General features: G+C 69.0%; 17 protein-coding genes and 6 pseudogenes. 8 read left to right on the forward strand and 15 right to left on the reverse strand.

Going from position 1 to position 25,059, the window contains the following annotated elements:
* Positions 1-351: 351 nt before the first annotated feature.
* Positions 352-531: a hypothetical protein gene (locus OG395_RS50660; protein WP_327248931.1), complete on the reverse strand. Its 180-nt coding sequence runs from the start codon at positions 529-531 to the stop codon at positions 352-354.
* A gap of 409 nt (positions 532-940) precedes the next feature.
* On the opposite strand from OG395_RS50660, the gene OG395_RS50665 reads away from it, so the two are divergent.
* Complete coding sequence (locus OG395_RS50665) at positions 941-1,567, forward strand: DedA family protein (RefSeq protein WP_327248932.1); 627 nt, start codon at positions 941-943, stop codon at positions 1,565-1,567.
* 81 nt (positions 1,568-1,648) lie between these two features.
* Positions 1,649-1,774, forward strand: a pseudogene (locus tag OG395_RS50670) (DedA family protein); the annotation flags it as partial.
* Between the two features lie 302 nt (positions 1,775-2,076).
* On the opposite strand, the gene OG395_RS50675 reads toward OG395_RS50670, so the two are convergent.
* Together OG395_RS50675 and OG395_RS50680 are read right to left on the reverse strand one after the other, a co-directional pair.
* Positions 2,077-2,976, reverse strand: a complete 900-nt coding sequence (locus OG395_RS50675; protein WP_327248933.1) for a M56 family metallopeptidase — start codon at positions 2,974-2,976, stop codon at positions 2,077-2,079.
* Between the two features lie 49 nt (positions 2,977-3,025).
* The gene (locus OG395_RS50680) at positions 3,026-3,412 is read right to left on the reverse strand and encodes a BlaI/MecI/CopY family transcriptional regulator (RefSeq protein ID WP_327248934.1); all 387 of its coding nucleotides are present in this window, start codon (positions 3,410-3,412) and stop codon (positions 3,026-3,028) included.
* Positions 3,413-3,967: 555 nt separating this feature from the next.
* On the opposite strand from OG395_RS50680, the pseudogene OG395_RS50685 reads away from it, so the two are divergent.
* A pseudogene (locus OG395_RS50685) lies at positions 3,968-4,420 on the forward strand (MFS transporter); the annotation flags it as partial.
* 207 nt (positions 4,421-4,627) lie between these two features.
* Here OG395_RS50685 and OG395_RS50690 read toward each other — a convergent pair.
* From OG395_RS50690 to OG395_RS50710, 6 genes and pseudogenes are all read right to left on the reverse strand, one after another.
* Positions 4,628-5,026: a (2Fe-2S) ferredoxin domain-containing protein gene (locus OG395_RS50690; protein WP_327248935.1), complete on the reverse strand. Its 399-nt coding sequence runs from the start codon at positions 5,024-5,026 to the stop codon at positions 4,628-4,630.
* Complete coding sequence (locus tag OG395_RS50695) at positions 5,023-7,002, reverse strand: heavy metal translocating P-type ATPase (RefSeq protein WP_327248936.1); 1,980 nt, start codon at positions 7,000-7,002, stop codon at positions 5,023-5,025. The genes OG395_RS50690 and OG395_RS50695 overlap by 4 nt, the downstream gene beginning before the upstream one ends.
* Before the next feature lie 604 nt (positions 7,003-7,606).
* Positions 7,607-8,215: an IS630 family transposase gene (locus OG395_RS50700; RefSeq protein ID WP_442818809.1), complete on the reverse strand. Its 609-nt coding sequence runs from the start codon at positions 8,213-8,215 to the stop codon at positions 7,607-7,609.
* Positions 8,216-8,424: 209 nt separating this feature from the next.
* Positions 8,425-8,571, reverse strand: a pseudogene (locus OG395_RS58795) (IS630 family transposase); the annotation flags it as partial.
* A 116-nt stretch (positions 8,572-8,687) separates the two neighbouring features.
* Positions 8,688-10,445 carry an ABC transporter ATP-binding protein gene (locus OG395_RS50705; protein ID WP_327248937.1) on the reverse strand — a complete coding sequence of 586 codons (1,758 nt, stop codon included), beginning with the start codon at positions 10,443-10,445 and terminating at the stop codon, positions 8,688-8,690.
* Positions 10,442-12,178, reverse strand: a complete 1,737-nt coding sequence (locus tag OG395_RS50710) for an ABC transporter ATP-binding protein (RefSeq protein WP_327248938.1) — start codon at positions 12,176-12,178, stop codon at positions 10,442-10,444. The genes OG395_RS50705 and OG395_RS50710 overlap by 4 nt, the downstream gene beginning before the upstream one ends.
* A gap of 74 nt (positions 12,179-12,252) precedes the next feature.
* Between OG395_RS50710 and OG395_RS50715 the strand changes: the two genes are divergently transcribed.
* Positions 12,253-13,314 (forward strand): IS630 family transposase, encoded by a 1,062-nt coding sequence (locus OG395_RS50715; RefSeq protein WP_442818708.1) that lies wholly within the window; start codon positions 12,253-12,255, stop codon positions 13,312-13,314.
* Positions 13,315-13,529: 215 nt separating this feature from the next.
* Here OG395_RS50715 and OG395_RS50720 read toward each other — a convergent pair.
* Positions 13,530-14,442, reverse strand: a pseudogene (locus OG395_RS50720) (IS982 family transposase).
* A 70-nt stretch (positions 14,443-14,512) separates the two neighbouring features.
* Between OG395_RS50720 and OG395_RS50725 the strand changes: the two are divergent.
* Positions 14,513-14,902 (forward strand): hypothetical protein, encoded by a 390-nt coding sequence (locus OG395_RS50725; RefSeq protein ID WP_327248939.1) that lies wholly within the window; start codon positions 14,513-14,515, stop codon positions 14,900-14,902.
* Between the two features lie 178 nt (positions 14,903-15,080).
* Here the strand turns inward: OG395_RS50725 and OG395_RS50730 are convergent, their stop codons facing one another.
* Entirely contained in the window at positions 15,081-16,661 is a 1,581-nt protein-coding gene (locus OG395_RS50730; RefSeq protein ID WP_327248940.1) for an IS1182 family transposase, read from the reverse strand.
* Between the two features lie 237 nt (positions 16,662-16,898).
* Here OG395_RS50730 and OG395_RS50735 point away from each other — a divergent pair, with 237 nt between their 5' ends.
* Entirely contained in the window at positions 16,899-17,447 is a 549-nt protein-coding gene (locus tag OG395_RS50735) for a GNAT family N-acetyltransferase (RefSeq protein WP_327248941.1), read from the forward strand.
* 222 nt (positions 17,448-17,669) lie between these two features.
* On the opposite strand, the gene OG395_RS50740 is transcribed toward OG395_RS50735, so the two are convergent.
* Both OG395_RS50740 and OG395_RS50745 read right to left on the reverse strand, forming a co-directional pair.
* Complete coding sequence (locus tag OG395_RS50740) at positions 17,670-18,089, reverse strand: SRPBCC family protein (protein WP_327248942.1); 420 nt, start codon at positions 18,087-18,089, stop codon at positions 17,670-17,672.
* Positions 18,090-18,130: 41 nt separating this feature from the next.
* Positions 18,131-19,141, reverse strand: coding sequence for an aldo/keto reductase (locus OG395_RS50745; protein ID WP_327248943.1), 1,011 nt, complete (start codon positions 19,139-19,141; stop codon positions 18,131-18,133).
* Positions 19,142-20,054: 913 nt separating this feature from the next.
* Between OG395_RS50745 and OG395_RS50750 the strand changes: the two genes are divergently transcribed.
* Positions 20,055-20,714, forward strand: a complete 660-nt coding sequence (locus OG395_RS50750; RefSeq protein WP_327248944.1) for an MSMEG_1061 family FMN-dependent PPOX-type flavoprotein — start codon at positions 20,055-20,057, stop codon at positions 20,712-20,714.
* A gap of 96 nt (positions 20,715-20,810) precedes the next feature.
* On the opposite strand, the pseudogene OG395_RS50755 reads toward OG395_RS50750, so the two are convergent.
* Positions 20,811-21,605 (reverse strand): annotated as a pseudogene (locus tag OG395_RS50755) (ISAzo13-like element transposase-related protein); the annotation flags it as partial.
* 541 nt (positions 21,606-22,146) lie between these two features.
* Between OG395_RS50755 and ltrA the strand changes: the two are divergent.
* A complete protein-coding gene (gene ltrA / locus OG395_RS50760) occupies positions 22,147-23,517 on the forward strand; it encodes a group II intron reverse transcriptase/maturase (protein WP_327242293.1) in 1,371 nt (456 codons plus the stop codon).
* Between the two features lie 169 nt (positions 23,518-23,686).
* On the opposite strand, the pseudogene OG395_RS50765 reads toward ltrA, so the two are convergent.
* A pseudogene (locus tag OG395_RS50765) lies at positions 23,687-24,643 on the reverse strand (ISAzo13 family transposase); the annotation flags it as partial.
* Between the last annotated feature and the right edge of the window lie 416 nt (positions 24,644-25,059).

Here is a 25,059-nt window from a genome sequence, read left to right on the forward strand (position 1 = left end):
CTGCGGCGCCGGCAGGGGGGCGCGCTCGTGGTTGCGTCCGCTGGTGCCTGCCGCCGCCCGCAGGGTTACCCGTCGGGTGTGAACAGCGGGGTGGTGACCCCGGCGGACCTGCCTTCCGACCGCCCCCGGACTGCTCACCGCGCTCAGTTCCCTCTTCGAAGCGCATTCCGGCAGGGCTGGCGCCTGCTCGACGGCACGTCCGTGAGGGCACTTCGGCCCAGGCCGCGCGGGCGCACCTGAAGGCCCACCAGTTGGCCAAGGGCGCGGGCGTGCGCGTGGACGGCTCAGAGTGGCGTTTGCTTCGGCCAGGGGTTTGATCTCGCTATGGCCGCCGCCCGATCGGGGGTCGGCTCAGCGGGCGGTGTCGAACTCGCGCACCACATGCGGCAGGGCCTTGAGGACCGTCGTGGAGTGGTCGAACTCACCGACATCGCTGAACTGCTGGTCGGCCCCGTGGGCAGTCAGCCGACGTTGGCAGTGCAGGGAGCTCGCGAGGGAGACGTCCTTGTCGCCCGTGGCACCGCTTCTCACCGCCCGGTGCAACCCGTCGCATATGCGCGGGCAAGGCAGAAAGTCGGCGTATCTACGGGTGACCGTCGCCCCCACGGGGGATGCATCAATTTTCTACATCATGTAGTAGTTTATGGTATGCGTGTTCAGCTCAGCTCAGCCTACTCCCGATCCGGATAACGCCGGATGAGCCCGTCGATCCCTCACACCGCCGCCTTCGACCAGCTGCCGCCTATGTGGCAGATCGGCTCGTCGCCCTGACCGGGTGAAACCGGCCGCCTGGAGCTTCCGAGGCGCGGCCGTTCCGGCCTCATCGCCCCTCACGCCTCCGCCGACGCAGCAATAGCCTGAACACGACCATCCCCGGCGCGGCCCGGTTCGAGACGCATGACAACCGGCCTCGCTGTTTTGCGGAAGGAACGAGATCTGCATGAGTGCACCACCGCTACCCGGGGTTCTCGGTGACATCGCACCGATCCTGGACCACTGGGGCTACTGGGCCGTAGGCGGCCTGATCTTCGTGGAGGACTTCGGCATCCCCGCCCCCGGCGAGACGATCCTGATCGCCGCGGCCGTGTATGCGGGGGCCGGGCACCTCAACATCATCGCCGTCATAGCCATCGGCGTCCTCGCCGCCATCCTCGGCGACAACGTCGGCTACCTCATCGGCCGCACCGGAGGGCACGCCCTGGTGCAGCGCTACGGCAGGTACGTCTTTCTCCCGCCCGAACGGTACGAGAAGGCCGAGAAATTCTTCACCCGCCATGGCGGGAAGGTCGTCACCGTCGCGCGCTTCGTCGAGGGGCTGCGCCAGGTCAACGGCATCATCGCCGGTACCGCCGAGATGCCCTGGAGTCGCTTCGTCGCCTTCAATACGCTCGGGGCGGCGCTGTGGGTCGGCTTGTGGGCGGGCGTCGGCTACTTCGCCGGCAACCACATCACCACCATCTATACCGAGGTCAACCGATATTCGACCTATCTCCTCATCGCCCTGGGCGTGCTGATTCTCGCGCTTGTGGCCCGCGCCGTTGTGAGCCGCCGTCGCGCGGTGGGCTGATCATCCCTTCCGCATCCAGGTCTTTGGATCCGGCGACAAGCATCCGCGCTGGTCACAGCCGCCGAGGCGACGTCCTCGGCCAGCGGATACGCCCTCGGGTCGAGTATCCCGAACGTCGACCACTACTTGCCGCCCTTGGTCGGGCTGATCGTCGTCATCTCCTTGCTGCCGCTGGCCCTGGAACTATTGCGAGCCCGCCGCCACGCGGCGCCGCACCCATCCGACACATCCCCCAGTGCGACGGCCAGGGCAAGCAGCGGATCGCCGAGCAGCACCGCCAGGAACCCAGTGCGAAAACCCATCAGACGGTGCTCCAGAGGCAGCGCCAACAGCCACAGGCCACCCGGCGTGACGGCGGCCGCCGCCAATGCGGCGATCCATGGGCCGTGCTGCAGCGGCACCCACAGCCAGGGTATGTACCGTCCGCTCACACCGGACACGATCCCCCGGCGTGCCGGCACTCATGCCCAACCGCCTGGGTCCCGTACGAAGGGGCCCGGGGAGGGCTGTCAGCGTATGCGCAACTGCGTGGCCGTGGCGTGGGCGTGCATGGCGGCCTCGAACAGCCGCTCGGTGTCGTGTGCCGTAACGGCCAGGCTCGCGCAGCAGGCCGCCATGAGGACGGCGAACGCCGCCATCACACCGTTGGGGGAGCGGAGCGGTGGAGCGAGCAGCGCCTGGACGCGTTGGGGCACCGGTCCACCGGTGGCGGACAGCGCCGCCTGCTTGGCCCGGCTCGATGCCAACGCTGCCCGTGCGGTCGCCCGGGCGACCAGCCGGCGGTCCCCCACCACAACGCCCGCTTCCTCATCCGCCCACCGCTCCACGGCAAATGCTCCGGCCCGGTCCAACGGCCTCAGCAACGGATTCACCACCGCCGTCAGATGCAGCACCAGCGAAAACAGATGGTGCCGGTACCTTAGATGCGCCCGTTCGTGGGCAAGCAGAGCCTGCCGCTCCGGTCCGTCCAGCAGCCTCAGCATCCCGGAAGAAACGACCACCCGGCCAGGCATGCCGAGCACGGCGAACGCTGTCGGCACCGGATCGTCGACCACGGCCAGGTCCCCGCCTGCCGCGATGTGCCGGCACCCCCGCCAGGCTTCCACCAGCGCACGCCCACGGCGCCAGGACGCCACGGTCAGGCTCACCAGCACGAGCAGTACCACCCCGGCGCACACCGCAGCGACATTCCGGCTCACTGGGTCCTCCGCCGCCAGCACACGCACCGACCAAGCCCCTTGCGCCGCCACCAGCGGCACCTGCCCTATCGCGGTGAAGGCCAGAATCGCCAGCTCGGTCACCCACGTGCCGGCCACCACCGTTGCCGCGCACACCATCGCCCACGCCCCCGCACGCGGCGGCATCCGACGCCCCGCCCACGGCGCAACCACCGCCAGCACCGCGCTCACGAGCAGCGGTAGATACATCGGTATCGGCCAGAACACGGCTCATCCCCGCTCAGGTAGAGGGATCGCCGTGCAGCAACTGCTCCAGCACCTGCTCGTCCTCCGCCGACAGATCCGACACGAACCGGGCCAGCACCGCCGCACGGTCCCCGCCCTCGTCCAACAGCGAGTGCATCCCCGAAGCCGCATGTCCGGCCTGGTCATCCACGGGTGCATAGACATGACTGCGCCCCTCCCGCTGCCGGGTCACCATCCCCTTGTCGCACAGCCGCGTCAGGATGGTCAGCACCGTCGTATACGCGGCACCGGGCACCTGTTCCTGGACCACAGCCGCCGGCACCGGACCGTCGGCCGACCACAGGGCAGCCAGCACCTCCGCTTCCAGCTCACCCCGCGCACGCCGCCGGGACTCCCCCTGGTCGTCCTTACCGCCCGTCACCTGGCACCTCCCTCACTACTCCGGCCAGGTTGTCTTCGATCGGCCAAACTACTACGAGACGTAGAGAAGCGGCCATCTCGATCGCATGGCGTCTCGAATGACCGCTTGAGCCGCGCACCTGTCGAGCAAGCTCTACAGCAGCGGAGTGCAGCAACCATCACAACCGCAACCGACCGGCGGAGACCGCATGTGCGACGCCGCCTGTCCCTTCGGCCATGCTTGGGCCCTGTTGTCAGCCCGTCCCTCATCCAGGGCCTTCGCCGGGTCGACGTGGACAGGCCAGGCCCTACCGCCGACGATGGGACCTGGCGAGAAGTTCGCGGAGCCGGTTGGTGCATCCGCCGCGACGGCGGGCGCAACACCAGCCGCATGAGCCACATCCGCCGCCTCGCGACCATGCTCAGCAACATGCCAGCCCGGCTCCAGACGGCCATCGCCCGCGGCGCCCGGCCAGCGCCTACGCGAAGGCCACCGCGGGCACCCGTTCTGTTCTTCGCCACCCCGCAGCTGTGTGCGCTGCTCGCCCTCAACCTGGCGGTGGCGGCGGGGAGCGCGATGGTCACCGTCAACAGCGTGGTGTACGTCCGCGACCCGTTGGGGCGGAGCGCTGCGGATGCGTCGCTGGCGGTGGGCGCGTACGGAGGCGGTTCGATGATCGTGGCGCTGATTCTGCCCCGCGTTCTGGACCGGGTCTCGGACCGCGCGGTGATGCTGCGCGGTGCCTTGTTACTCACGCTGGTCTTTGCCGCGCTCGGCGCCGTTACGGCGGCTGGGAGCGGCGGTTGGCAGTGGCCTGTGCTGCTGTTCATCCGGGCGGCGTTTGGTGCCGCCTGCTCGATGGTCCTCACGCCGACCGGTCGGCTGATCCGCCGCTCCGCGCCGCCCGAGGAGCGCACGTCGGCGTTCGCCGCCCAGTTCTCGCTCTCGCACAGCTGCTGGCTGCTGACGTACCCGCTGGCCGGATGGCTGGGCGCGGAGGCGGGACTGCAGTCGGCGGTGGTAGCACTGGGTGCGATCGCTCTGACGGCCGGGCTTCTGGCGGTGCGTCTGTGGCCGACGAAGTATCGGCTGGTCGTCGAGCACGAGCACACCGGCCTGCGCGATGGCGACCCGTACCTCGTGGACGCCGTACGGGCCGAGCGGCTGGCGGCACAGCCACGACTGTCTGGCCGACGCGCTGCACCCCCGTTGAGAGAGCGGGTCGGCCAAGCGGGCTCAGTCCTCGATGGCCCGCCGCACCCGGCGCGACGGCCCGAACGCGTACAGGTCGAGGATCTCGGGCGTCTCGGCGAGGCCCGGTCCTCCGGCGCGTACCCAGGCCGTGATGTCGGCGGTCGCGTCCGGGTCGTTGACCAGCCCGAGCCAGATCGGGCGCCCGCCCGCGGCCCGTCCAGCCGTTGAGGGCTGTACGACGACGATGTTGGCCTGCTCGCAGGCGTCGAGGCAGTTCACTGCCCGGACCCGGGCGTCCGATGCCAGTTCGGTCTTGAGAGCGGCGAGTTGGGCGGCGTGGTCGACGCCGGGGATCTTGTCCGTGCCGCAGCAGCAGCCCCGGCACACGGTGACCGTGCACCGGGGCTCTGCCTGCGTGGAAACCTTGTGTCGGTGGCTCACTGGACTGCCCGTTTCCACGCCGTCTCGCGCAGCAGCCGCAGTCCGTTGAGGCCGACGATGACGGTGGACCCTTCGTGGCCGGCCACGCCGAGCGGGAGTGGCAGGGTGCCGATCAGGTCCCAGGCGACCAGGCAGGCGATGAAGACGCCCGCAATGATCAGATTCTGCGCGACCAGCTGGCGGGCCCTGCGGGACAGCGCGATCACGGCGGGGACCGTACGGAGTTCATCGCGGACGATCACCGCGTCGGCGGTCTCCAGCGCGAGGTCGGATCCTGCCCGGCCCATGGCAACGCCGGTGTGGGCGGCCGCCAGGGCAGGGGCGTCGTTGACGCCGTCGCCGACGACCATCACCCTGCGGCCTGCATGCTCCAGTTCCTTGACCACGTCGGCCTTGTGCTGCGGCAGCAACCCTGCCCGTACGTCGCCAATGCCGACCTCGGCGGCCAGGCGGGCGGCGGCGCGGGGGTTGTCGCCGGTCAGCAGCACGGGCGCGGTCCCGGTGAGGGACGTCAGCGAGGCCACGGTCGCGGTGGCGTCGGCGCGCAGTCGGTCGGCGATGGCGAGCAGTCCGACGGGGGCGCAATCCACAGTGACAAGAACAGCGGTCCGGCCACTGTTCTCCAGTTCGCGCGCGAGGACGGCCGCCCGCGCGGAGTATGCGTCCGAGGATCCGTCCAGCAGCCGTGCCGGTGCGCCGACCGCGACCACCCGCCCGCCGACGGATGCGGTCACCCCGATCCCGGGCGTGGAGTCGAAGTCCTCCGCCACAGGGAGGTCGAGCCCCCGCTCGCGCGCCGCGTCCACGACGGCGCGGGCCAGTGGGTGCTCGCTCGGGTGCTCGGCTGCCGCCGCAAGAGTCAGCACCTCGTTCTCGTCCAGTCCCGATCCGGTGAGCGGGCGGACATCCGTGACGCGCGGCGTGCCTTCGGTCAGCGTGCCGGTCTTGTCGAGCGCGACCGCGTCGGTCTCGCCGAGGCGCTCCATGACCACCGCGGACTTGACCAGCACACCGTGGCGTCCGGCGTTGGCGATCGCCGACAGCAGCGGCGGCATGGTGGCGAGGACGACCGCGCACGGCGAGGCGACGATCATGAAGGTCATCGCGCGCAGCAGTGAACCGGTCAGCTCCGCGCCGAAGGCGAGAGGGACGAGGAAGACGGCCAGGGTCGCGGCGACCATGCCGAGCGAGTAGCGCTGCTCGACCTTCTCGATGAACAGCTGGGTGGGCGCCTTGGTCTCGGACGCCTCCTCCACCATGCGCACGATCCGGGCGATCACCGAGTCGGAGGCGTCCCGCTCCACCCGCACCCGCAGCGCGCCGGTGCCGTTGAGAGTGCCCGCGAAGACCTCGTCGCCCACTTCCTTGGCGACCGGCAGCGGCTCGCCGGTGATGGTCGCCTGGTCGACGTCGCTCGCGCCGTCCAGGACGCGGCCGTCGGCGCCGACTCGCTCACCGGGCCTTACGAGAATGGTGTCCCCGACCACGAGTTCCTCGACGGGGACGATCACTTCGCTTCCGTCGGTGTCGAGGCGGGTGGCCTTGGCGGGTGACAGGTCCAGCAGTCCTCGCACGGAGTCGGCCGTCCGCGCGGTGGCGAGCGCCTCCAGCGCGCCCGAAGTGGCGAAGATGACGATCAGCAGCGCGCCGTCCATCACCTGACCGATCGCCGCCGCCCCGAGTGCCGCCACGATCATCAACAGGTCGACGTTGAGGGTCTTGTCCTTCAGCGCCTGCAAGCCCGCCCACCCAGGCTCCCAGCCACCGGTCGCGTACGACAGCGCGTACAGCGGTCCCCACGCCCACGCAGGGGCACCGGTCAGCTGCAGCGGGAGCGCGATCAGGAAAAGGATGGTGGCCGCAGCGGCCCAGCGCGCCTCGGGCAGGGCGAGGACCCGGGTGCGGCGGCGGGGTGCACCGCCTTCGCGCGGGGCCGCGGCCCGGTCCGTTGAGGGCGCGGTCAGGGTAGAGGGCATGGGAGACGAGGGTCCTTTACGACGGCATGACGAGATGGCGGCAACCGGGACAAGCCCATGCCACCCCTCCACCATACAGGAACGCATGAAGACACATTCATGTGTTCATGTCTGGAGGGTGACGGGCATGGGCCACGGAGCCGACGCCAACGCCACCGCCACCGCACGCGAGCGCCTGGAATCGGTCGGTGCCGCCGACGTGGCCGCCACCCCCCCATCACACCGCCGGCGGTTCCAGGTCGACCCCGTCGTGGAACCGGAACCACAAGGCGTGAACGAGCGCGAAGACCAAGTCCTCCGCCAGCGGATCACACTCAGCCACCAGGGCAGCCCTGAGCGCCACCAGGTCCGGCTGAAGGCCAGCCCCTCGAGCCCAGGCTGCAGCTCGCTCACCTACTTCGACCGAATCACCGATCCACTCACCAGGGAGGCCGTAATTCCGCGCCATCTCCGGCGACAAAGCGCATTGCCATGACAGGCCATCGGGACTCGCTGCCTGAACTGTCGCGAAGTCGCTGTCAATCACATGACAGACCAGAACAGAAGCGCGCGTCTCGCCGATGATCGAAGGGTCCGGATCTGCGACAGGGCACGCTTCTATTGATCAGAAACTCATGGGGTTCTCGTCCAGGATGTAGCGGACGTGTGGGCCGCCGAAGTAGCCGCGGACGATGTGTGGCTGGCGCTGGCGTCTGTAGAAGAAGCGGCGGGTCTCCGCGGCGAGTTCGGCCTGATCGCGGGCTCGGTGCTGTTTGGGCAGGCTGTGTTTGAGGTCGGCGTTGACCAGTTCGTCGGGGTTGAGCTCGGGCGAGTACGGGGGCAGGAAGTGCAGCTTGACGTCGTCGGGGTGGGCGGCGAGCCAGTCGCGGACCTTCTTGGAGCGGTGGGCGGAGTGTCCGTCGACCACGAGATGGACCTTGCGGTCGAAGTGGCCGGCGAGCCGGTCCAGGAAGCGGCACATCACCTCGGCGGTGAAGCTCTCGGTGAAGACCATGAAGTGCATCCGGCCCTTGGTGCTGATCGCCGACATCGCGTTGACCGAGAACCGGTTCCCGCTCCGCCGCACCACGGGTGTTCTGCCCTTCTCGCCCCAGGTGCGGCCGGTGACCTGGTCGGAGCGGATGCCGACCTGGTCGGCGAACAGAATCTCGCCGCCGTCCCTCTTAGCCTTCGCCCGGATCGCCGGCCAGGTCTCCTCGTGCCAGCGGCGCACGGCCGGTACAGCTTCGCGATCAACTCTCCCACCAGCCTCCGCGTCCACAACTGCCCGCTCAACCCCATGTCACAGGGCCGGTGATCGAGGACCGCCTGCCGCACGGCGGCCTGCTCGGCCTCCCCGAGCACCTGGTGCACCCCGACCGGCTTGCCGCGCGGGCGCATGACCAGCGCCTCCCGCCCGCCGGCCTGCCACTTCGCCCACCAGATGTCGACCGCCTTCAGCGACACCCCGAAGACCGCCGCCACGTCCTCACGGTCCCGCCCCGCCACCAACGCGGCCACCGCCCGCAGCCGCAGGGCCTCTTGCGCCGACGGCGACAGATGCCGCGCGTCCCCCACCAGATCGCTCACACCCCACCAACGACCCAGAACCCGAACCGTTTCTGATCAATACTGGTCGAGAGAGGTCGAGAGAGGTCGAGAGAGGTCGAGAGAGGTCGAGAGAGGTCGAGAGGGGTGGGGCGCGCTCAGGCGCCGTGCCAGGACTTCCACAGCGCGGCGTACCCGCCGCCGGCCGCCAACAGCTCTTCGTGACTGCCCAATTCGGTCACCCGGCCGCCGTCCATGACCGCGACCCGGTCCGCGTCGTGGGCGGTGTGCAGGCGGTGGGCGATGGCGATCACGGTGCGTTCCTTGAGCACAGCCGCCAGCGAGCGCTCGGTGTGCCGGGCCGTGGTCGGGTCGAGCAGGGAGGTGGCCTCGTCCAGGATCAGCGTGTGCGGATCGGCCAGGACCACCCGGGCCAGGGCGAGTTGCTGGACCTGCTGGGCGTCCAGACGGAGCCCACCGGCACCGAGTTCGGTGTCCAGCCCGTCCGACAGCTCGTCCACCCAGTCGATATCGACGGCGGCCAGCACCGCGTGCAGGTCCTGGTCGGTCGCGGCGGGCGCGGCGATCAGGAGGTTGTCCCGGACGGTGCCGAGGAAGACGTGATGCTCCTGGGAGACCAGGACGACGTGTCGGCGCAACTGGGCCGGGTCGAGCTCGGCGACAGGCACCTGCCCCACTGTCACCCGTCCGGTGCGGGGCGTCTCCGCCCCGGCCAGCAGCCGGCCCAGAGTGGACTTGCCGGCTCCGGACGGGCCGACGACCGCCAGCCGCTCGCCCGGACGGACGGTGAGGTCGACGCCGTGCAGGACGTCCCGCTCGCCCTGGTAGGCGTACCGGACGTCGACCACGTCGATCCGGTCGTCCTCGGGCCGGCCGCCGCCGGTCACGGCCGGGGCGTCCACCTGGCCGATGCCCTCGACTCGGGCGAAGGAGGCGTTGCTGCGCTGGAGTTGGTCGAGCCAGAGCAGGACCTTGTCCAGCGGCTCGGAGAGCTTCCAGAAGTAGAGAGCACAGGCGACCACCGCGCCGGTGGTGACCGCGCCGGTGTCGCGCAGGGCGGCGCCGAGCAGCAGGATGCCGGCGACCGGGGCGATGTACGAGAACTCGACCACGGGAAAGAGCACGGTGCGCAGGTTGAGGGTGTAGGTACGGGTGACCCGGCAGTGCTCGACCGCCTCGGCCGCGGCGGCGATCCGGCGGCCCTGGAGGCCCAGGGCCTCGACGGTGCGGGCCCCTGTCGCGGTGGAGGTGAGGATCTCGATCAGCGCGGAGTTGGCGGCGCCTTCGGCGAGGTAACCCGCGTGTGCACGGTGCAGGTACCAGCGGGTGGCGAACCAGATCCCGGAGAGGCAGAGCAACCCGCAGATACCGAGCAGCGGGTTGACCGCGAGCATGGCGACCAGGATCAGGAGGATCTGGACGAGCGCCACGGAGACCTCCGGCCCGGCGTCGCGCAGGGTGGTGCCGACGGTGGCGACGTCGGCGGTGCCGCGCGTCAGCAGGTCACCGGCGCCGGCGCGTTCGGCCACCGAAGCGGGCAGGGCGAGGGAGCGGTCGACGAACCGCTCTCGGATCCGCGCCAGAGTCCGCTCGCCAAAGCGGTGAGCGGCGTAGCGGGCGAAGCGGCCGAGGAGCAGCTGCGCGAGCGCGAAGCAGAGGATGCCGAGGGCGAGTCGGTCGACGTGTCCGACCCCGGCGCCGCCCCGGACGTCGTCGATGATCCGGCCCAGCAGCCAGGGGCCGCCCAGACCGGCGGCCGCGGCCAGTCCGTTGAGGGTCAGCATCGCGGCGACCGCACCGCCATCCTGCCCCATCAGACGCACGGCGGCCCGGCGGACCTCGGCGGGACCGGCGATCGGGAGCCGCCCGGGGGCGGTCTCGGTCTGAGCAGTCATCGGACGGCCTCCTCGGCGGGCGTGGACTCGGTGGCGGTTTCGCCGCGGGCCACCAGCGCGCGGTAGCCGGGCTCTGATGCGAGCAGCTCCTGGTGCGGGCCAGCCGCCGCCAGACGGCCGTCGACGAGGTAGCAGACGGTGTCGGCCTGCTCCAGGAGGACGGGGGAGGTCGAGGTGAGGGCGGTGGTGCGCCCGGTCCGCGCCCGGCGCAGCCCAGCGGCCATGGCGGCCTCGGTGTGGGCGTCCACGGCGGAGGTGGGCTCGACCAGCAGGAGCACCTCCGGGTCCGCCAGCAGGGCACGGACCAGCCGCAGCCGCTGGCGCTGACCGCCGGAGAGGTTGCTGCCCTGGGCCTGGATCATGGTGTCCAGGCCATCGGGCAGTGCCTGCACGATGTCCTCCGCCGCGGCGTCTCTGACGGCCTGGGCGATGGACGGGCCGGTGTGCTCGGACCGGCCGCCGACCACGGTGCGCAGCGTGCCGGAGAAGAAGTCGGCGTCGTTGTCCGCCACCACGATCCGGCTGCGGATCTCGGCCAGGGCGACCTCGGCGAGCGGCACGCCGCCCCAGGTCGCAGCGGACGCGCTGTACCGGCCGAGCCGGTCGACCACGGCCGCGGAATCGGCCGGGCGAGCGCTCACGATCGCGGTCAGCCGGCCCGGGACCAGTTCCACACCGGTGTCGGCGTCGTACAGGGCTGATGGCTCGTCATGGGTCGGCCGAAGTGTTGCGGCGTCTTCGAAGGCGGGCTTCAGGTCGAGCATCCGGACCACCCGTCGAGCGGCCACCAGACCCCTGGTGAGGTCGTATCCGCCCTCGATGAAGTTGGAGACCGGTACCACCAGGACGGCGACGTAGCCGTAGACGGCGACCAGCGTGCCGATCGTGATGGTGCCCTCGGCGGCCATCCGGGCGGCCAGCCAGGTCACCAACGCGAGGAAGAGGGCGGGCAGGCCGACCGAGAGCGCTTGGATCCAGCTGGTCACGGCGCCGACCCGGTAGCCCTCGGCCTGCAGGTCCTGCGATCCGCGCAGGTAGCGGCCGGCCAGCATCTCCTTACCGCCGATGCCGTTGAGTACGCGCATGCCGCCGACGATGTCCCCGAGCCGGGCGGTCAGCGCCCCCTGCTGCTCGCGGTACTTGGACTCCGCGCCCTGGAGGCGTTCCAGCAGCGGCCCGACCACGACCGCGAGCAACGGCACCCCCAGCAGGACCACGAGGGCGAGCGGGACGGAGACCGACAGCAGCAGCGCGGCCGCCACCAGGTACGCGACGACAGCGCCGACGCCCGGGCCGGTAATCGTCAGTGTCTGGCTCATCTGCGCGACGTCGCCCACACCGATGCTGGCCACCTCGCCGGCCGTCACCTTTCGGGGCAGTTCGGCACCCAGCCGAGTGGAGTGCGCGACCACGACCTTGATGGTCCGGAAGGTGGCGTCCATCCGGACCCGTGTCATGATGCGGTGGCGCATGATGCCGAGCCATGCGTTGAGCAGCGCGGCGCCGACCAGTGCGGCCACCCAGCCGACCAGGACGCCGGTCTTCCCCCGCTGGAGCCCGTCGTCGATCGCACGCTGCATGAGGTACGGCGGCAGCAGGAGGCAGACCATCCAGAGGGTGCCGATCACCGCACCACCCGTCACCCGTCGGCGCTGACTCATGGTCAGCCACCACAGGTAACGCGCAGCACTTCGGTGATCCGGGGTTCCCGGGTCGGCATACGAATCCGTCATGAGTGAAACCCTAACCGTCTTTCCTGGGTCTTATTTGATCAGAAACGGTTCGGGTTCTGGGTCGTTGGTGGGGTGTGAGCGATCTGGTGGGGGACGCGCGGCATCTGTCGCCGTCGGCGCAGGAAGCCCTGCGGCTGCGGGCGGTGGCCGCGTTGGTGGCGGGGCGGGACCGTGAGGACGTGGCGGCGGTGTTCGGGGTGTCGCTGAAGGCGGTCGACATCTGGTGGGCGAAGTGGCAGGCCGGCGGGCGGGAGGCGCTGGTCATGCGCCCGCGCGGCAAGCCGGTCGGGGTGCACCAGGTGCTCGGGGAGGCCGAGCAGGCCGCCGTGCGGCAGGCGGTCCTCGATCACCGGCCCTGTGACATGGGGTTGAGCGGGCAGTTGTGGACGCGGAGGCTGGTGGGAGAGTTGATCGCGAAGCTGTACCGGGTGCGGCTGACCGAGGTGGGGGTGGGCAAGTACCTCAAACGGTGGGGGCTTTCCTTCCAGCGCCCCGACAAGCGGGCCGTCGAGCAGGACCCTGAGGCCGTGGCGCGCTGGCACGAGGAGACCTGGCCGAAGATCCGCGTGAAGGCGAGGAAAGACGGCGGCGAGATTCTGTTCGCCGACCAGGTCGGCATCCGTTCCGACCAGGTCACCGGCCGCACCTGGGGCGAGAAGGGCAGGACACCGGTGGTGCGGCGGAGCGGGAACCGGTTCTCGGTCAACGCGATGTCGGCGATCAGCACCAAGGGCCGGATGCACTTCATGGTCTTCACCGAGAGCTTCACCGCCGAGGTGATGTGCCGCTTCCTGGACCGGCTCGCCGGCCACTTCGACCGCAAGGTCCATCTCGTGGTCGACGGGCACTCCGCCCACCGTTCCAGGAAGGTCCGCGACTGGCTCGCCGCCCACCCCGACGACGTCGAGCTGCACTTCCTGCCCCCGTACTCGCCCGAGCTCAACCCCGACGAGCTGGTCAACGCCGACCTCAAACACAGCCTGCCCAAACAGCACCGAGCCCGCGATCAGGCCGAACTCGCCGCGGAGACCCGCCGCTTCTTCTACAGACGTCAGCGTCAGCCGCACATCGTCCGCGGCTACTTTGGCGGCCCACACGTCCGCTACATCCTGGACGAGAACCCAATGAGTTTCTGATCAATAGGATCTGCCACTCGCCATCACGCGCCCACCAGAACGGCACATAGTCCGAGGCCCGCATCGCCGCCAAATCCGTCAGCGGCCGACTGGCTCGCGCCACGATGAAAGACCCCGAGAACCCCATGACCGGGAACCATAGTCGCGATCACTGACACCGCTGATTACCCGGCCAAGGATGCGTGACGAGCCACTAGATGATCTATTCCAAGGGGTCAGTGATCGTAGGATCAGTGAGCGTAGGACGGTTTGTCCGGTGGCGTCGTTGTGCCAGATCGCGGCGGTCAGCGCGAGGATGCGTTGCATGACGCGGGCTATGACACCTCCGGGTGTGCGCCCTCGGTGCCGTTCGAGGTCAAGCTGTCCCTTGAAGGTCTCGTTGATCGATTCGATGACCTGTCGCAACGGCTTGAACAGGGCGGCGCCAGGCCGTTCCCGTTCACCTTTACGGGCAGGCCGCAGCAACTGGACTCCATGCTCGGACAGTTCGCGTTCGAAACCACGGCCGAAGTAGTTCTTGTCGCCGATGAGAGTCTGTCGGGGGCGCTCTCGCAGAAGCTCGCATTCGGCGGCCAGGAGGTCGAGGAGGGTCTCGCGTTCGTCGGCCTTGGCCCCGGTCAGGGCGAAGGCGATGGGCAGGCCCTGAAGGGTGCAGACCAGGTGCAGGCGCAGGCCCCAGAAGAAGCGGCTGTGGCTGGCGCAGTAGCCGTATTCGGCCCAGCCTGCCAGGTCGGAGCGTTTGACGGTCTCGCGGGAGCGGCCGCATTCCACCGGGGTGGAGTCCACGACCCATACGTCGTCGCTCCACACCGAGGTGGTGGTGGCCAGGATCCGGTTGACGCTTCGCATCAGACCGGCGGCCTTGCGCAGCCGCTTGTTGTAGCCGGGCTGCTGGGGCAGGTAGGGGAAGAGGTGGCGCAGGTGGGCACGGGCATGGCGGAGCCATTTGGCCTCGGAGGTGTAGCCGAGTATGGCCTGCATCGTGGCGAGGGTGACCAGTTCGGCATCGCTCAGGCGGGGCGTAATGCCGACCGGCGGGCGCCACGGCGCCAGGTCGGGATGCTCCTTCAGGATGTCGTCGGTCGTCGCATAGAGTGCTGTCGCGAGGGTGTCCACGTCGTTCGTCACAAAACGATCTTGGACACCCTCGTTCTCGTCTCCGCAGGCACCCCTTGGACCACACCACCAGGAGGAACCAGTGTCATACCCGCAACTGCTCACCCCCGAGGAGAGGCTCGCCGACGCGAAGACGCTGTTGAGCCTCCCGCGTATCGTCGTGATCTGCGGCTCCACCCGCTTCATGACCGAGATGAACGAGGCCGATCTGCGGGAGACCAAAGCCGGAAAGATTGTCGTCAAACCGGGCTGTGACATGAAGTCGCCGCACGAACTTTGGTCCGATCCTGTCGAGGCCGAGGCGCTGAAGGTTCGACTCGATGATCTGCACCGGGCGAAGATCCGGCTCGCTGATGAGGTGCTCGTAGTCGGCGACTACATCGGAGACAGCACCCGAGCCGAAATCGCCTACGCCCGGTCGCTGGGCAAGCCCGTGCGGTTCACGCACCCCGAAGTCGACCCTGACGCCTGACCGCCCGCTGCCACCTCTACAACCAGGGCCGGCAGCCCGCCGCCTGACCGTCTCGCGGTGGTTTCGGCCGCCGCCCACCCCACACCCTCCGCAGGCATCCCTTGGAATTGATCATTAGAAGACTGCTGAAAATCTTGTTGTGGGGGCTGTCCGGCCGGAGGCCGGACGGCCCTTTTCGCTATGCGGTGGCAGGGGCGAGGTGCCAGGTGGTGTTGGTGCGGGTGAGTCCGAGGGTGATCAGTCGGCGGAGGTTGAGGGCGGCGGCGCGGTGGTGGAGCCACATGTTGTTGGCGATGACGCCGTGGTGCGGAACCCGGCGGTTGCCCTTGGCGACCAGCCAGGCGATGGCCCGTTCGACCGGTGGTCGCCATCGGCGGTATTCGTCCTGCCAGGCAGTGTCGGTGGCGGCCTGGGTCCGGGCGGCGGTGAGCAGTTCGTGCTGGGGGTGAACGTTCAGGGTGCGTCCGGTCTTGGAGGTGGTGCAGCGTTCCCGCAGGGGGCAGCCGGTGCACAGGCGCTTGAACTGGGCGGTGCGGGCACCGTCCGCTTTGGGCTGGCCGAGGTTGGCGGTGTGTCCGGCCGGGCAGGTCGCGGTGCCGGCGAACGGATCGATGTGGAAGTCGTCGATGGTGAAGCCACCAGGGACTGCCTGCCGCAAGGGCGGCGGCTTGATCACCAGGGTGTGGCCCTCCGCGTGCAGCCGAGCGCGCAGGTCGCCGGTGCCGTAGGCGGAGTCGCCGAGCACGGTTAACTCGCCGTCTTCGTCGGCGAGCAGACCGGCGGCGATGGCGGCCTCGTGGTTGTCGGGGCCGTAGCCACTGGTCAGGGCAACGGCGGTGAACAGCCCGGTCTCCGGCTCGAAGGAGACATGTCCTTTGAAGCCCTCTTGGTGACGGGTGCGGTTCTTGTGGATGTGCCGTGCGTCGGGGTCGACGGTGGACACCGTCCGGTCCGCCACCGTGCGCTTCGCGATGCGCCAACGCCCGTCGCGCCCGTCGGAGTCCTCGGCGGGTTCCACGTCCTGGCCCGCGACCAGGGCCAGCAGGCCGACCGCGTTCGCCGCCTTCTCGCCCAGGTTCTGCTCGGGCAGATACCCGAGCAGGTTCAGGGCATCGGTGACCAGCGCGTCCACCAGCGCGGCGCGGGCCGTCTCGTCGTCCCAGGCGATCCTCGGCTTGCCCGGGTCGGTGTAGTCGTGCGCCCGGCAGTGCTCCGCGGCCACCTCCCCGGCGCCGGGGACCTCACGGATCACCCGACGGACGGCGGAAATGATCTGGGTGACGGTGTCCTGGGTGGCCACCGCATCATCGAGCACCGTGGAGTCCAAAGCGCGCCGCTGCCTGCCCTTGAGCACACCGGTCGCGGCCACGACTTCCTTGACCTTGGTGAAGACCCGCATCGGATCGGCCGAGTGACGCAGCCGTCGCCGGAAGTACGTCAGCAGCGACGGATCGAACGCGGTGTCGTACAGCCCGAGCCCGCAAGCCGCCTTCCACCGCAGGTCACACCGCAGTTCCTGGACCGTCTCGAAGTCCGACAGCCCCTGCAGGCTCTGCAGTACCACCGTCGCGGCGAGCACCTGCGGCGGCAGACTCGGACGACCGTTGGACGACGGATACATGTCCGCGAACATCCCCGGCGGAAACAGAGCCTCGCGATGTTCGGCCAGGAACGCGAACACACTGCCAGCCGGGATCAACTCCCGGCAGGTCTCCCACACATCCGGCCCGACCAGCTCCCCGGCCCATTCCCTCTGCATGCCTACAAGACTGGCCCCAACTCCACCGAGCCGGGGCCAAAACCCGAGATTTTCAGCAGTCTTCTATAGCTGGTGGGCCCGGCGGAGGCTGGAGGGCCTGCTCAATTCCGAACGTGCGCTATTCGTTTGAGCTGTGCACGGACACCGACATCCGGATCAGGCCGACGGGTCAGAAGTTGCTGCCGCTGTCGGTCGTCTGAGGCTCCTGCCTGGCGGGCCTGCGATAGGTTGCCCGCCATGACTGAGCTTGGACCCGTCAACTGGCCGCCTGCCCCGATCAGGACCGAGCGGTTCGTGCTCCGCGAGTCCGAGGTCCGGGACCGTGCGGCGTTCATCGAGCTGTTCGCCTCGCCAGAGGTGGGCACCTACGTCGGTGGTCCTCGACCGCGTGATGAGCTCGAGCGCGCGGTGCCTGAGGTGCCCGGGCGGCGCCCTGGCTTTTTCGTGATCGATCTCGACGGAGCGATGATCGGCATGATCACGCTCGATCGGCGCGACGCAGAGCGTCCGGGTCACGTCCGTCCGGATGCCGGGGAGGCCGAGCTCGGCTACATGTTCCTGCCGGAGGCGTGGGGGCGCGGGTACGCCGTCGAGGCGTGCGCAGCGGCACTCGACTGGTTCACCGACGCGCTTCCCAGCGAGCTGGTGGTGCTCTGCACCCAGACCGCCAACGGCCGCGGGATGCGCCTCGCGGCGAAGCTGGGGTTCACCGAGGTGGAGCGGTTCGAGGAGTACGGCGCCGAGCAGTGGTTCGGCGTGTGGTCCTCGGTCACGCCGTCCGGTTGAGCTCGTGCTCCCTGTCGGGTCTGATGCGACTCTTGGTGTCCAGGTGGCCTTCAACGATCTCGCTGGCACCAACCTGGAGATCATCCAGCCCAGCGCGGCTTCGCCAACCGGCCCCTGCCGCTCCCTCGGCGGAGGGCGAGGCTGTGGTCCGGGGAAGCCGCAGCCCGGGCACGCGAGATGCATGTCCGGGCTGCACGGTTTGGCCGTGTCACGGCTGTGGTGTCAGGCGGAGAGCGCCTTGTGCAGGGCTTCGAGGCCGTCGCGGTAGATGCCGACGAAGAGGTCTTCTGCCTCCGTGTCGCTCACACCGTTGGGGGCGAAGCGGCCGGACCACTGGACCTCGGCGACGTCGTCGCGGCCGGGGACCGTGTGGACGCGGAGGGTGGAGACGTAGCCGGTGACGGGGAACGGCGCTTCGAGGATGGCGTAGCTGTAGTGGTGCTCGGTCTCGTTGAAGTCGACCAGCCGCTCGGTGATCACTTCGCCGTCCGGGTTGGTCAGCCGGCGGACGCGGCCGCCTTCGAGCGGGGTGCTTTCGGGGATGTAGGGGAGCCAGTCGGGGAGGGCGTCGAAGCCGCCGATGAGGTTCCAGACCTGCTGCGGCGAGGCCGGGACTACGCGGCTGACGGAGGTGGATGCCATGGTCGTTCTCCTGGTGCTGGGGCTGGTGTGAGGGGCGGGGGTCAGGCGTTGTTCGGGAGCGGTGCGGCCGGGCTGACCAGGCCGCTGGCGCGGAGGTCGGTCCAGAACGCGGTGGGGATGTTCTCGTTCAGGGCGGCGGTGTCCTCGGCGATGCGGCTCGGGCGGGTGGCGCCGGGGATGACCGCGGCGGCGACCGGGTGGGCGAGGGAGAACTGCAGGGCGGCGGCCTTGATGCTGATGCCGTGCTTCTCGGCGAGGGCCTTGAGCTTGCCGACGCGCTCCAGGATCTCGGCCGGTGCCTGCTGGTATTCGAAGTGGGTGCCGCCGGCGAGGATGCCGGAGCTGTAGGGGCCGCCGACGACTATGCCGACGCCCTGCTCCTGGGCCATGGGCAGCAGGCGCTGCAGGGCGTGCTCGTGGTCGAGGAGGGTGTAGCGGCCGGCGAGGAGGAAGCCGTCGGGGCGGGGCTCGTCGAGGGCGAGGGTCAGCTCGATCGGCTCGGTGCGGTTGACGCCCAGGCCCCAGGCCTTGATGACGCCCTCGTCACGCAGGCGGGACAGCACGCGAAAGGCTCCGGTGCGGGCCTCCTCGAACTTCTGCAGCCACACATCGCCGTGGAAGTCCTGGGCGATGTCGTGGACCCAGACGATGTCCAGGCGCTCGGTGCCCAGGCGCTTGAGGCTGTCCTCGATGGAGCGCTCGGTGGCCTCGGCCGTCCACACGTGGAGCATCTTGTTCGGGTTGCCGTGCTCGAACAGGCCACCCTTCTCACCGAGGTCGCGAGCCGCGGTCTCGTGTTCGTCGAGGATGACGCGGCCGACCTTGGTCGACAGGACGTAGGAATCGCGGAGCTTGGTCGAGAGCACCTCGCCCAGACGCTCCTCGGCGAGGCCGGCCCCGTAGAACGGAGCGGTGTCGTAGTAACGGATGCCCTGGTCCCAGGCGGCCTCGACGGTGGCGGCGGCCTCCTCGTCGGGGATCGCGCGGAACATGTTGCCGAGGGGGGCGGTGCCGAAGCCGAGGGAGCCGGGAAGGATTTCCTTGAGCGACATGATGGTGCCTTTGTGGGGGAGGGGTGGACGCCCGCGAGTGCGGCGGCTCCGCTGACGGGGCCGGGCACGGAGGAAGGGGTGACCCACCGGGTGAGCGCCGCACATAAATGCAAACGCGCTTTATATGCAGAGACAATACTTGCATGCGCGGGTTAATGCAAGGGGTGGCCTCAGCCCGAGACACGAAAAAGAGGGGCCTTGTCCGTTCCCGAGATACGGGACAGACAGAGCCTTGGTGGCCGGTGTGCGGATCACGGTGCCTCTGTCAGAAGACCGGCGACGTCCTGACGGCTAAGACCTGTCCCGTAAGTCGAGACCTCCCCGTGCCTGCTGGCGACAAGGTGCGGTGGCAGAATGACGCCTTCGACCATCCCGAGAGGCCGTCCTCGTGTCCACGCCTGCTGACTACCTCGCACTGGCGCATGCCGAGACAGGCGGCCCTGTCCTGCAGCGTCTCGCGCAATGTCCCTACCCCTTCGTCTGGCAGGCCCTGGCCGCCAATCCCCACACCCCGCCTGTAGCTCTCCTGGAACTGAGTACGGCCCGTGACAGCGTCTGGAACGACAACAGGCTCCTTCGCTTGCTGGCAGAACATCCCGGCGCGAACCGCATCGTTCTTCGAGCTGTCCTCGATGCCGTGGCGGCGAAGCTCGAGGCGGGAGAGCGGCCCTACGCCGCTGTGCTTGCTCTCGCGGACCGTCTGGAGCTAGAGGCGGAGGAGGTGAGGAGGCTCGGGACTCTTCACGGGGCCTCTGCTCGTCTACGCCGCCTGCTTACCCTGCGGCTGCGCTCCCGCACCTGAGCCATCTCGCCGGCCGACGGTGCGATGATCTTGGTGTGGCTGGTGTGATCACGGCGTCGGAGCCGTCCTCGACCAAGATCAATCGCAGGTCGGACCATTAGGGTCGGAGGCATGACGACACCCCTTGCCGGCAGTGCCTTCGACTCGCTCCGCCTCGACGCCGTGCCCGACCAGGAGGCGTTGCGCCGGGTCTACGAACTTCCCAGCGACGCGGCCGTGCGGAAGCAGATGACCGAACTCACCGAGCAGACTCGGCGGTTGATCGGCTGCTCATCGCTGGTCCTGGTCGCCAGCGCGGACGCCGAGGGCAACTGTGACGTCTCCCCGCGCGGCGGCCCCGCCGGGTTCGTCGCCGTCCTGGACGCACGGACGGTGGCGATACCGGACGCGACCGGCAACAAGCGGCTGGACACCCTGCAGAACGTCATCGCCACCGGACGGGCCGGGCTGCTGTTCGTCATTCCGGGGCGCACCACGACGCTCAGGGTGAACGGCCGGGCCTGCGTTTCCACCCGCCCAGAGCTGCTGTCGCAGCTGACCGCCGTGGGCAAGCCACCGGCCAGTGCGCTGGTGCTGGGGATCGAGGAGGTCTACCCGCACTGCCCCAAGTCGCTGCTGCGCAGCGGGGCCTGGAAGTCGGAGCAGTGGCTGCCGGCGGACGCCCAGCCGGCCTCGGCCGAGGTGACGCTGGCCCAACTGCGGATGCCGGAGCTGACGATCGCCGACATCGAGCAGGCGGAGGCGGACTCGCTGAAGTACCGGTACGAGTAACGGGCCGACCTGCGAGTGAACACCAGCCAGCCGAACCCCCAGGGCCAGCACGCCCCAAGATCAATCGCGGCTCAGCCCGTTAGGGCTCGCAGAGAATCAACATGCTGGTTTGATCTCTGATGGGGGTCGGCTGCCGTACTTGCCGAGGTGGGCGGCCACGTCTGCCGGGGTGCGGAACCTGGCGGTTGAAGGCGGGATCGCGTGGTCGCGCTCGGCCAGGAGGGGCCGTACTTCCTGGACTGCCCGCGTGAGGGTGCTCCCGGTGACGCCGAAGAGCTGGGCGAGCAGGTCGTGGGTACCAATCTTGCGAAGGCTGAGCACGGTGGCCAGGATGCGGTCTTCGTCGGAGAGCTTGTCCTTGGCGCCCGCACCGCGTGCTCGTTGGCGCTCACCGCCCCGGCGTTCGCGGCGAGTCTGCTCTCGTCGTCGTGCCAGTGCTGGGATCAACGCGCTGACCAGAACGTCCAGTTGTGGATCGGTCATGCCGGTCAGCTCCGGGTCACGGAGCGAGCCGGCGGCAACGTCATTCGGGAGCTCGGGCGACCGCGCTTCGGTCTCCATGCCCGCGCCCTGGCGTGGGGGCGGGCAGGCATCGCCATGGAGCGTGTAGTTCCAGTCGCCGTGGAAGCGGTGCCGGCTCATCGCCAGCGCGTCGACCTGGGCATCGCTGACCTTCACGCCGGTGTCGTAGCTGTCGGTGTCGAGGCGGGCCTCGACCGTCAGTCCGGTGCGGGTGGTGGTCGCCGCGATCGTCTCCACGATGACGTCATGGCTGCTCAGGGGCCTGCCGCGCCAGTTCATGGAGATGTGGGAGAACAGCCGGTGCTCGATCCGATTCCACTGTGCGTCCAGAAGCCTGGAGGTTGATCGTGTTAGGTGATTGATCGTCAGTCGTAAGCTCGTCGTCGCTTGCCGGTGCGAGTCCGGTCCGGGTAGCTGCCAGGAGGCCCGGTAGCAGGCTGGCGGCATCAGGGGGAAACGCCTGGTGTCGAAGCCCAGCGTCGAAAGCCCTGTGAGGGGAAGCAAACGGACGGTCCGTAGCATCAAGCGAAGCCTGCCGCGTCGTGAAGATCCCCGTGAGAGCGGGGGAAAGGGAGAGTCGAGCCCGGAGTGTCGGGGCGAAGGCCATGGAAGCGGTGAAGACCCTGGAAGGCAGCCGCGAAGAACTCCCCGGCGTAAGGGGCGCGGAACGTTCGGATAGTGACGGCGGGAACTGGAGAGGCCCTCTCCGCCCCGGTGACGTGCGGCTTGATGTCACCGGAAGCACCGTCTTCTATAACCGGTGACCCCGGGAAGTGAAGACGAGGCGGATGGGTGTCGGAGGCGGCCGTAGTACTGCTTGACCCGGACGGACAACATAACCGCCGGGGAGGGAAGGGCCGCTACTTCGTTGACGCGTGATGCTGAGTGGAGGGGCTCGATGAGTGCCGACGTGGCTAGTCCCATCGCCGGAGGACGTTCTCCCCTGGATCCGGTCCGTGCCTTGCAGCATGCGCTCTACCGGGCGGCCAAGGCCGATCCAGGACGACGGTTTCACGCGCTCATGGACAAGGTCTGGCGCACAGACGTCCTTGCGCGCGCGTGGGTGACGGTGCGCCAGAACGAGGGCGCGCCGGGGATCGACCAGGTCACCTTGCCCGATGTCGAGGAGTACGGGGTCGATCGGCTCCTCGGTGAGCTGGCCATGGAACTGCGGGAGGGCCGTTACCGGCCTCTCCCGGCGCGCCGGGTGTTCATTCCCAAGCCCGGCCAGCCGGGGGAGTCGAGGCCGCTTTCGATTCCCGCTGTCCGTGATCGGATCGTGCAGGCCGCGCTGAAGATTGTGCTGGAGCCGGTGTTCGAGGCGGATTTCCTTCCGTGCTCGTTCGGGTTCCGGCCCAGGCGGGGCGCGCATGATGCCCTCCAGGTGCTGATCGATGAGTCCTGGAGGGGCTGCGGGTGGCTGGTGGAGACGGATATCGCCAACTGTTTCGAGGCGATTCCGCACATCGAGTTGATCAAAGCGGTGGAGGAGAGGGTGTGTGACCAGTCCGTGCTTACGCTCCTGCGGGTGATCCTGCGCGCCGGGGTGTCGGAGAACGGGGTGGTGCGCAAAGCGGACAGGGGGGCTGCCCAGGGTGGGGTGGTTTCTCCGTTGCTCTGCAACGTCTATCTGCATCGGATCGATCGGGCCTGGGACGTGCGTAAGCACGGTGAGCTGGTCCGGTACGCCGACGATGCGGTGGTGATGTGTCGTTCCCGTGGGCAGGCCCGGGCCGCTCTTGAGCGGTTGACGGCTCTGCTGGCCGGCCTCGGCTTGGAGCCGAAGGCGGCCAAGACCCGGATTGTGCACCTGGCGGTGGGTGGGGAAGGCGTGGACTTCCTCGGTTTCCACCACCGGTTGGTGCTCGCGCCGGGACGGGGCGGCAGGGCGCCGTTTCCCTTCCTTGCCCGCTGGCCTGCGGACAAGGCCATGCGGCATGCCCGGGATCGGATTCGGGAGATCACCGACCGGTCCCGGCTGTTGCTGCCCGTTGAGGTGGTGGTGGCGGAGTTGAACCGGTTCCTGACCGGCTGGGCCGGGTACTTCAGGTTCGGCAACTCCGCCGATCGCTTCGCGGTGATCAGGGAGTTCACGCGGATGCGGATGGTGCTGTTCGTTGCGAAGAAGCACAAACGCTCCCGTGGCTTCGGGCGGTGGGTGGTGTCCTACGCCTCCCCGGACCATCTGGGCCTGGTCGGTCTTGCCGGGAACGTCGTCGCCCCCAGACCCTTTCGGGACTGGCGGGGGAAGCCGAATGCCGCCGGTGAACAGCGTCGGTGAGCCGGGTGCGGGAGAACCGCATGCCCGGATCGAGGTGGCGGGGGCTGGAAACGGAGCGAGGAAGCAGGTCACGGCCACTGGGGTGGCACAGCCGACCGGGAAACCGGCGGAAGAAAGGCCCCAGGTCCTACCGCCCGCTGAAGCAACCGCGCCAGTCCCCGACCCTACTCGATGTGCCCGGCGGTAGGTGACAGACTGTGATGTCCATGCCGGTCTCGGCGGCCAGGGCAGCGAGTTCACTCTTCCAGGCGCGGGTGCGGTAGCCGTTGGAACCGCCCGCGTCGGCGGTAATCAGCAGCCGTGTGGCGTGCGGGTAATCGTGTCGGCCGCGGGCCTGCCACCAGCGGCGGATGGATTCCACCGCGAACGCGGCGGTGTCGTGGTCGGTGCCGACGCTGACCCAGCCGGTGTTCGCCGCGATGTCGTAGATCCCGTACGGGATCGCCTTGCCGGGCCCCTCCCGGTCCAGGAAGTCATGCGTCTTGACCTTGACCGGCTCGCCCCCCGGTTGCCACTCCCGCCCGGCGTTCTTGTACTGGCCGACCAGTTCCTTCTTCTTGCTGTCCACGCTGATCACCGGATCTCCGGAGCTGATGTGGTCCTTGGCCCGGTCGTTGATGTAGCGGAACTGGGCGTCCCGGTCCGGGTGCTGCTTGCCCTCGACGGTCTTGGAGTTGGCCTGCAGACTGAAGCCCGCCTCCCGCAGCAGGTCACCGACCGTGTCGGCACTGACCTTGTGTCCCTGAAGCGTCAGCTCGCCGGCCAGGTTCCGGGTCGACTTGGTCGTCCACCGCAGCGGCGACATCGGGTCCCCGCGCATGTCCGGCTCGACCAGGGCGAGAAGTGCGGGACGCAGTCCCGCGTCCAGGTCGGCGGCCTTCTTCCGTCCGCCGCCGGGCCGGCGGACCCGCCCCAGGGGCCCTTCGCCAGCCTCCAGCTCATAGACGCCCTTGCGGACCGTCGCCTCGCTGACCCCGGCTGCCCGGGCGACGGCCCGGATCCCGCCGTGTCCCAGGAGCCGGGCCTCGGCTCCCATCAGCAGACGCTGTTGCCGCTCGTCCAGATGCGGGAACAACACCCCGAACTTCGCACTCAGTTGATCTCGAATCTCCTGCGTTATGCCCATACCACATCAACGAGCCGCATCGCCGGAAGCAACACGTTGATTCTCTGCGAGCCCTTAGCGCTGTCGGGGGGCCTGTGCGGGTCGGGCGAAGTGCATGACGATCGCCTTCGAGCCGGCGGCGACTTCGTCGATGAGTTCGTAGCCGTGGGGATCTTGCGGGTGGTTGCTTGTCATGACCGGCATCGCAGGAGCCACGCCCGACAGCTCACCTTCCGGGCCCGGCCAGCCACAGTGTGCGCAGCGGGTACGTGAATTGCTTCGTCGTGGCCGCGGCGTCCCTGTAGGCGGTCTGGCTGTCACTGTCGGGCACGGCTGGAAACGTCCATCAGCGGTTGGGGTGCAGGTGGTCACGCTGCCACGATCTCGGGGCGTTCGACGAGATGGCCGCGTTCGAAGCGGGCTCCGGCGCAGATGCT

The organism is Streptomyces sp. NBC_01320 (assembly GCF_035974375.1).
Classification (GTDB): domain Bacteria; phylum Actinomycetota; class Actinomycetes; order Streptomycetales; family Streptomycetaceae; genus Streptomyces; species Streptomyces yanii.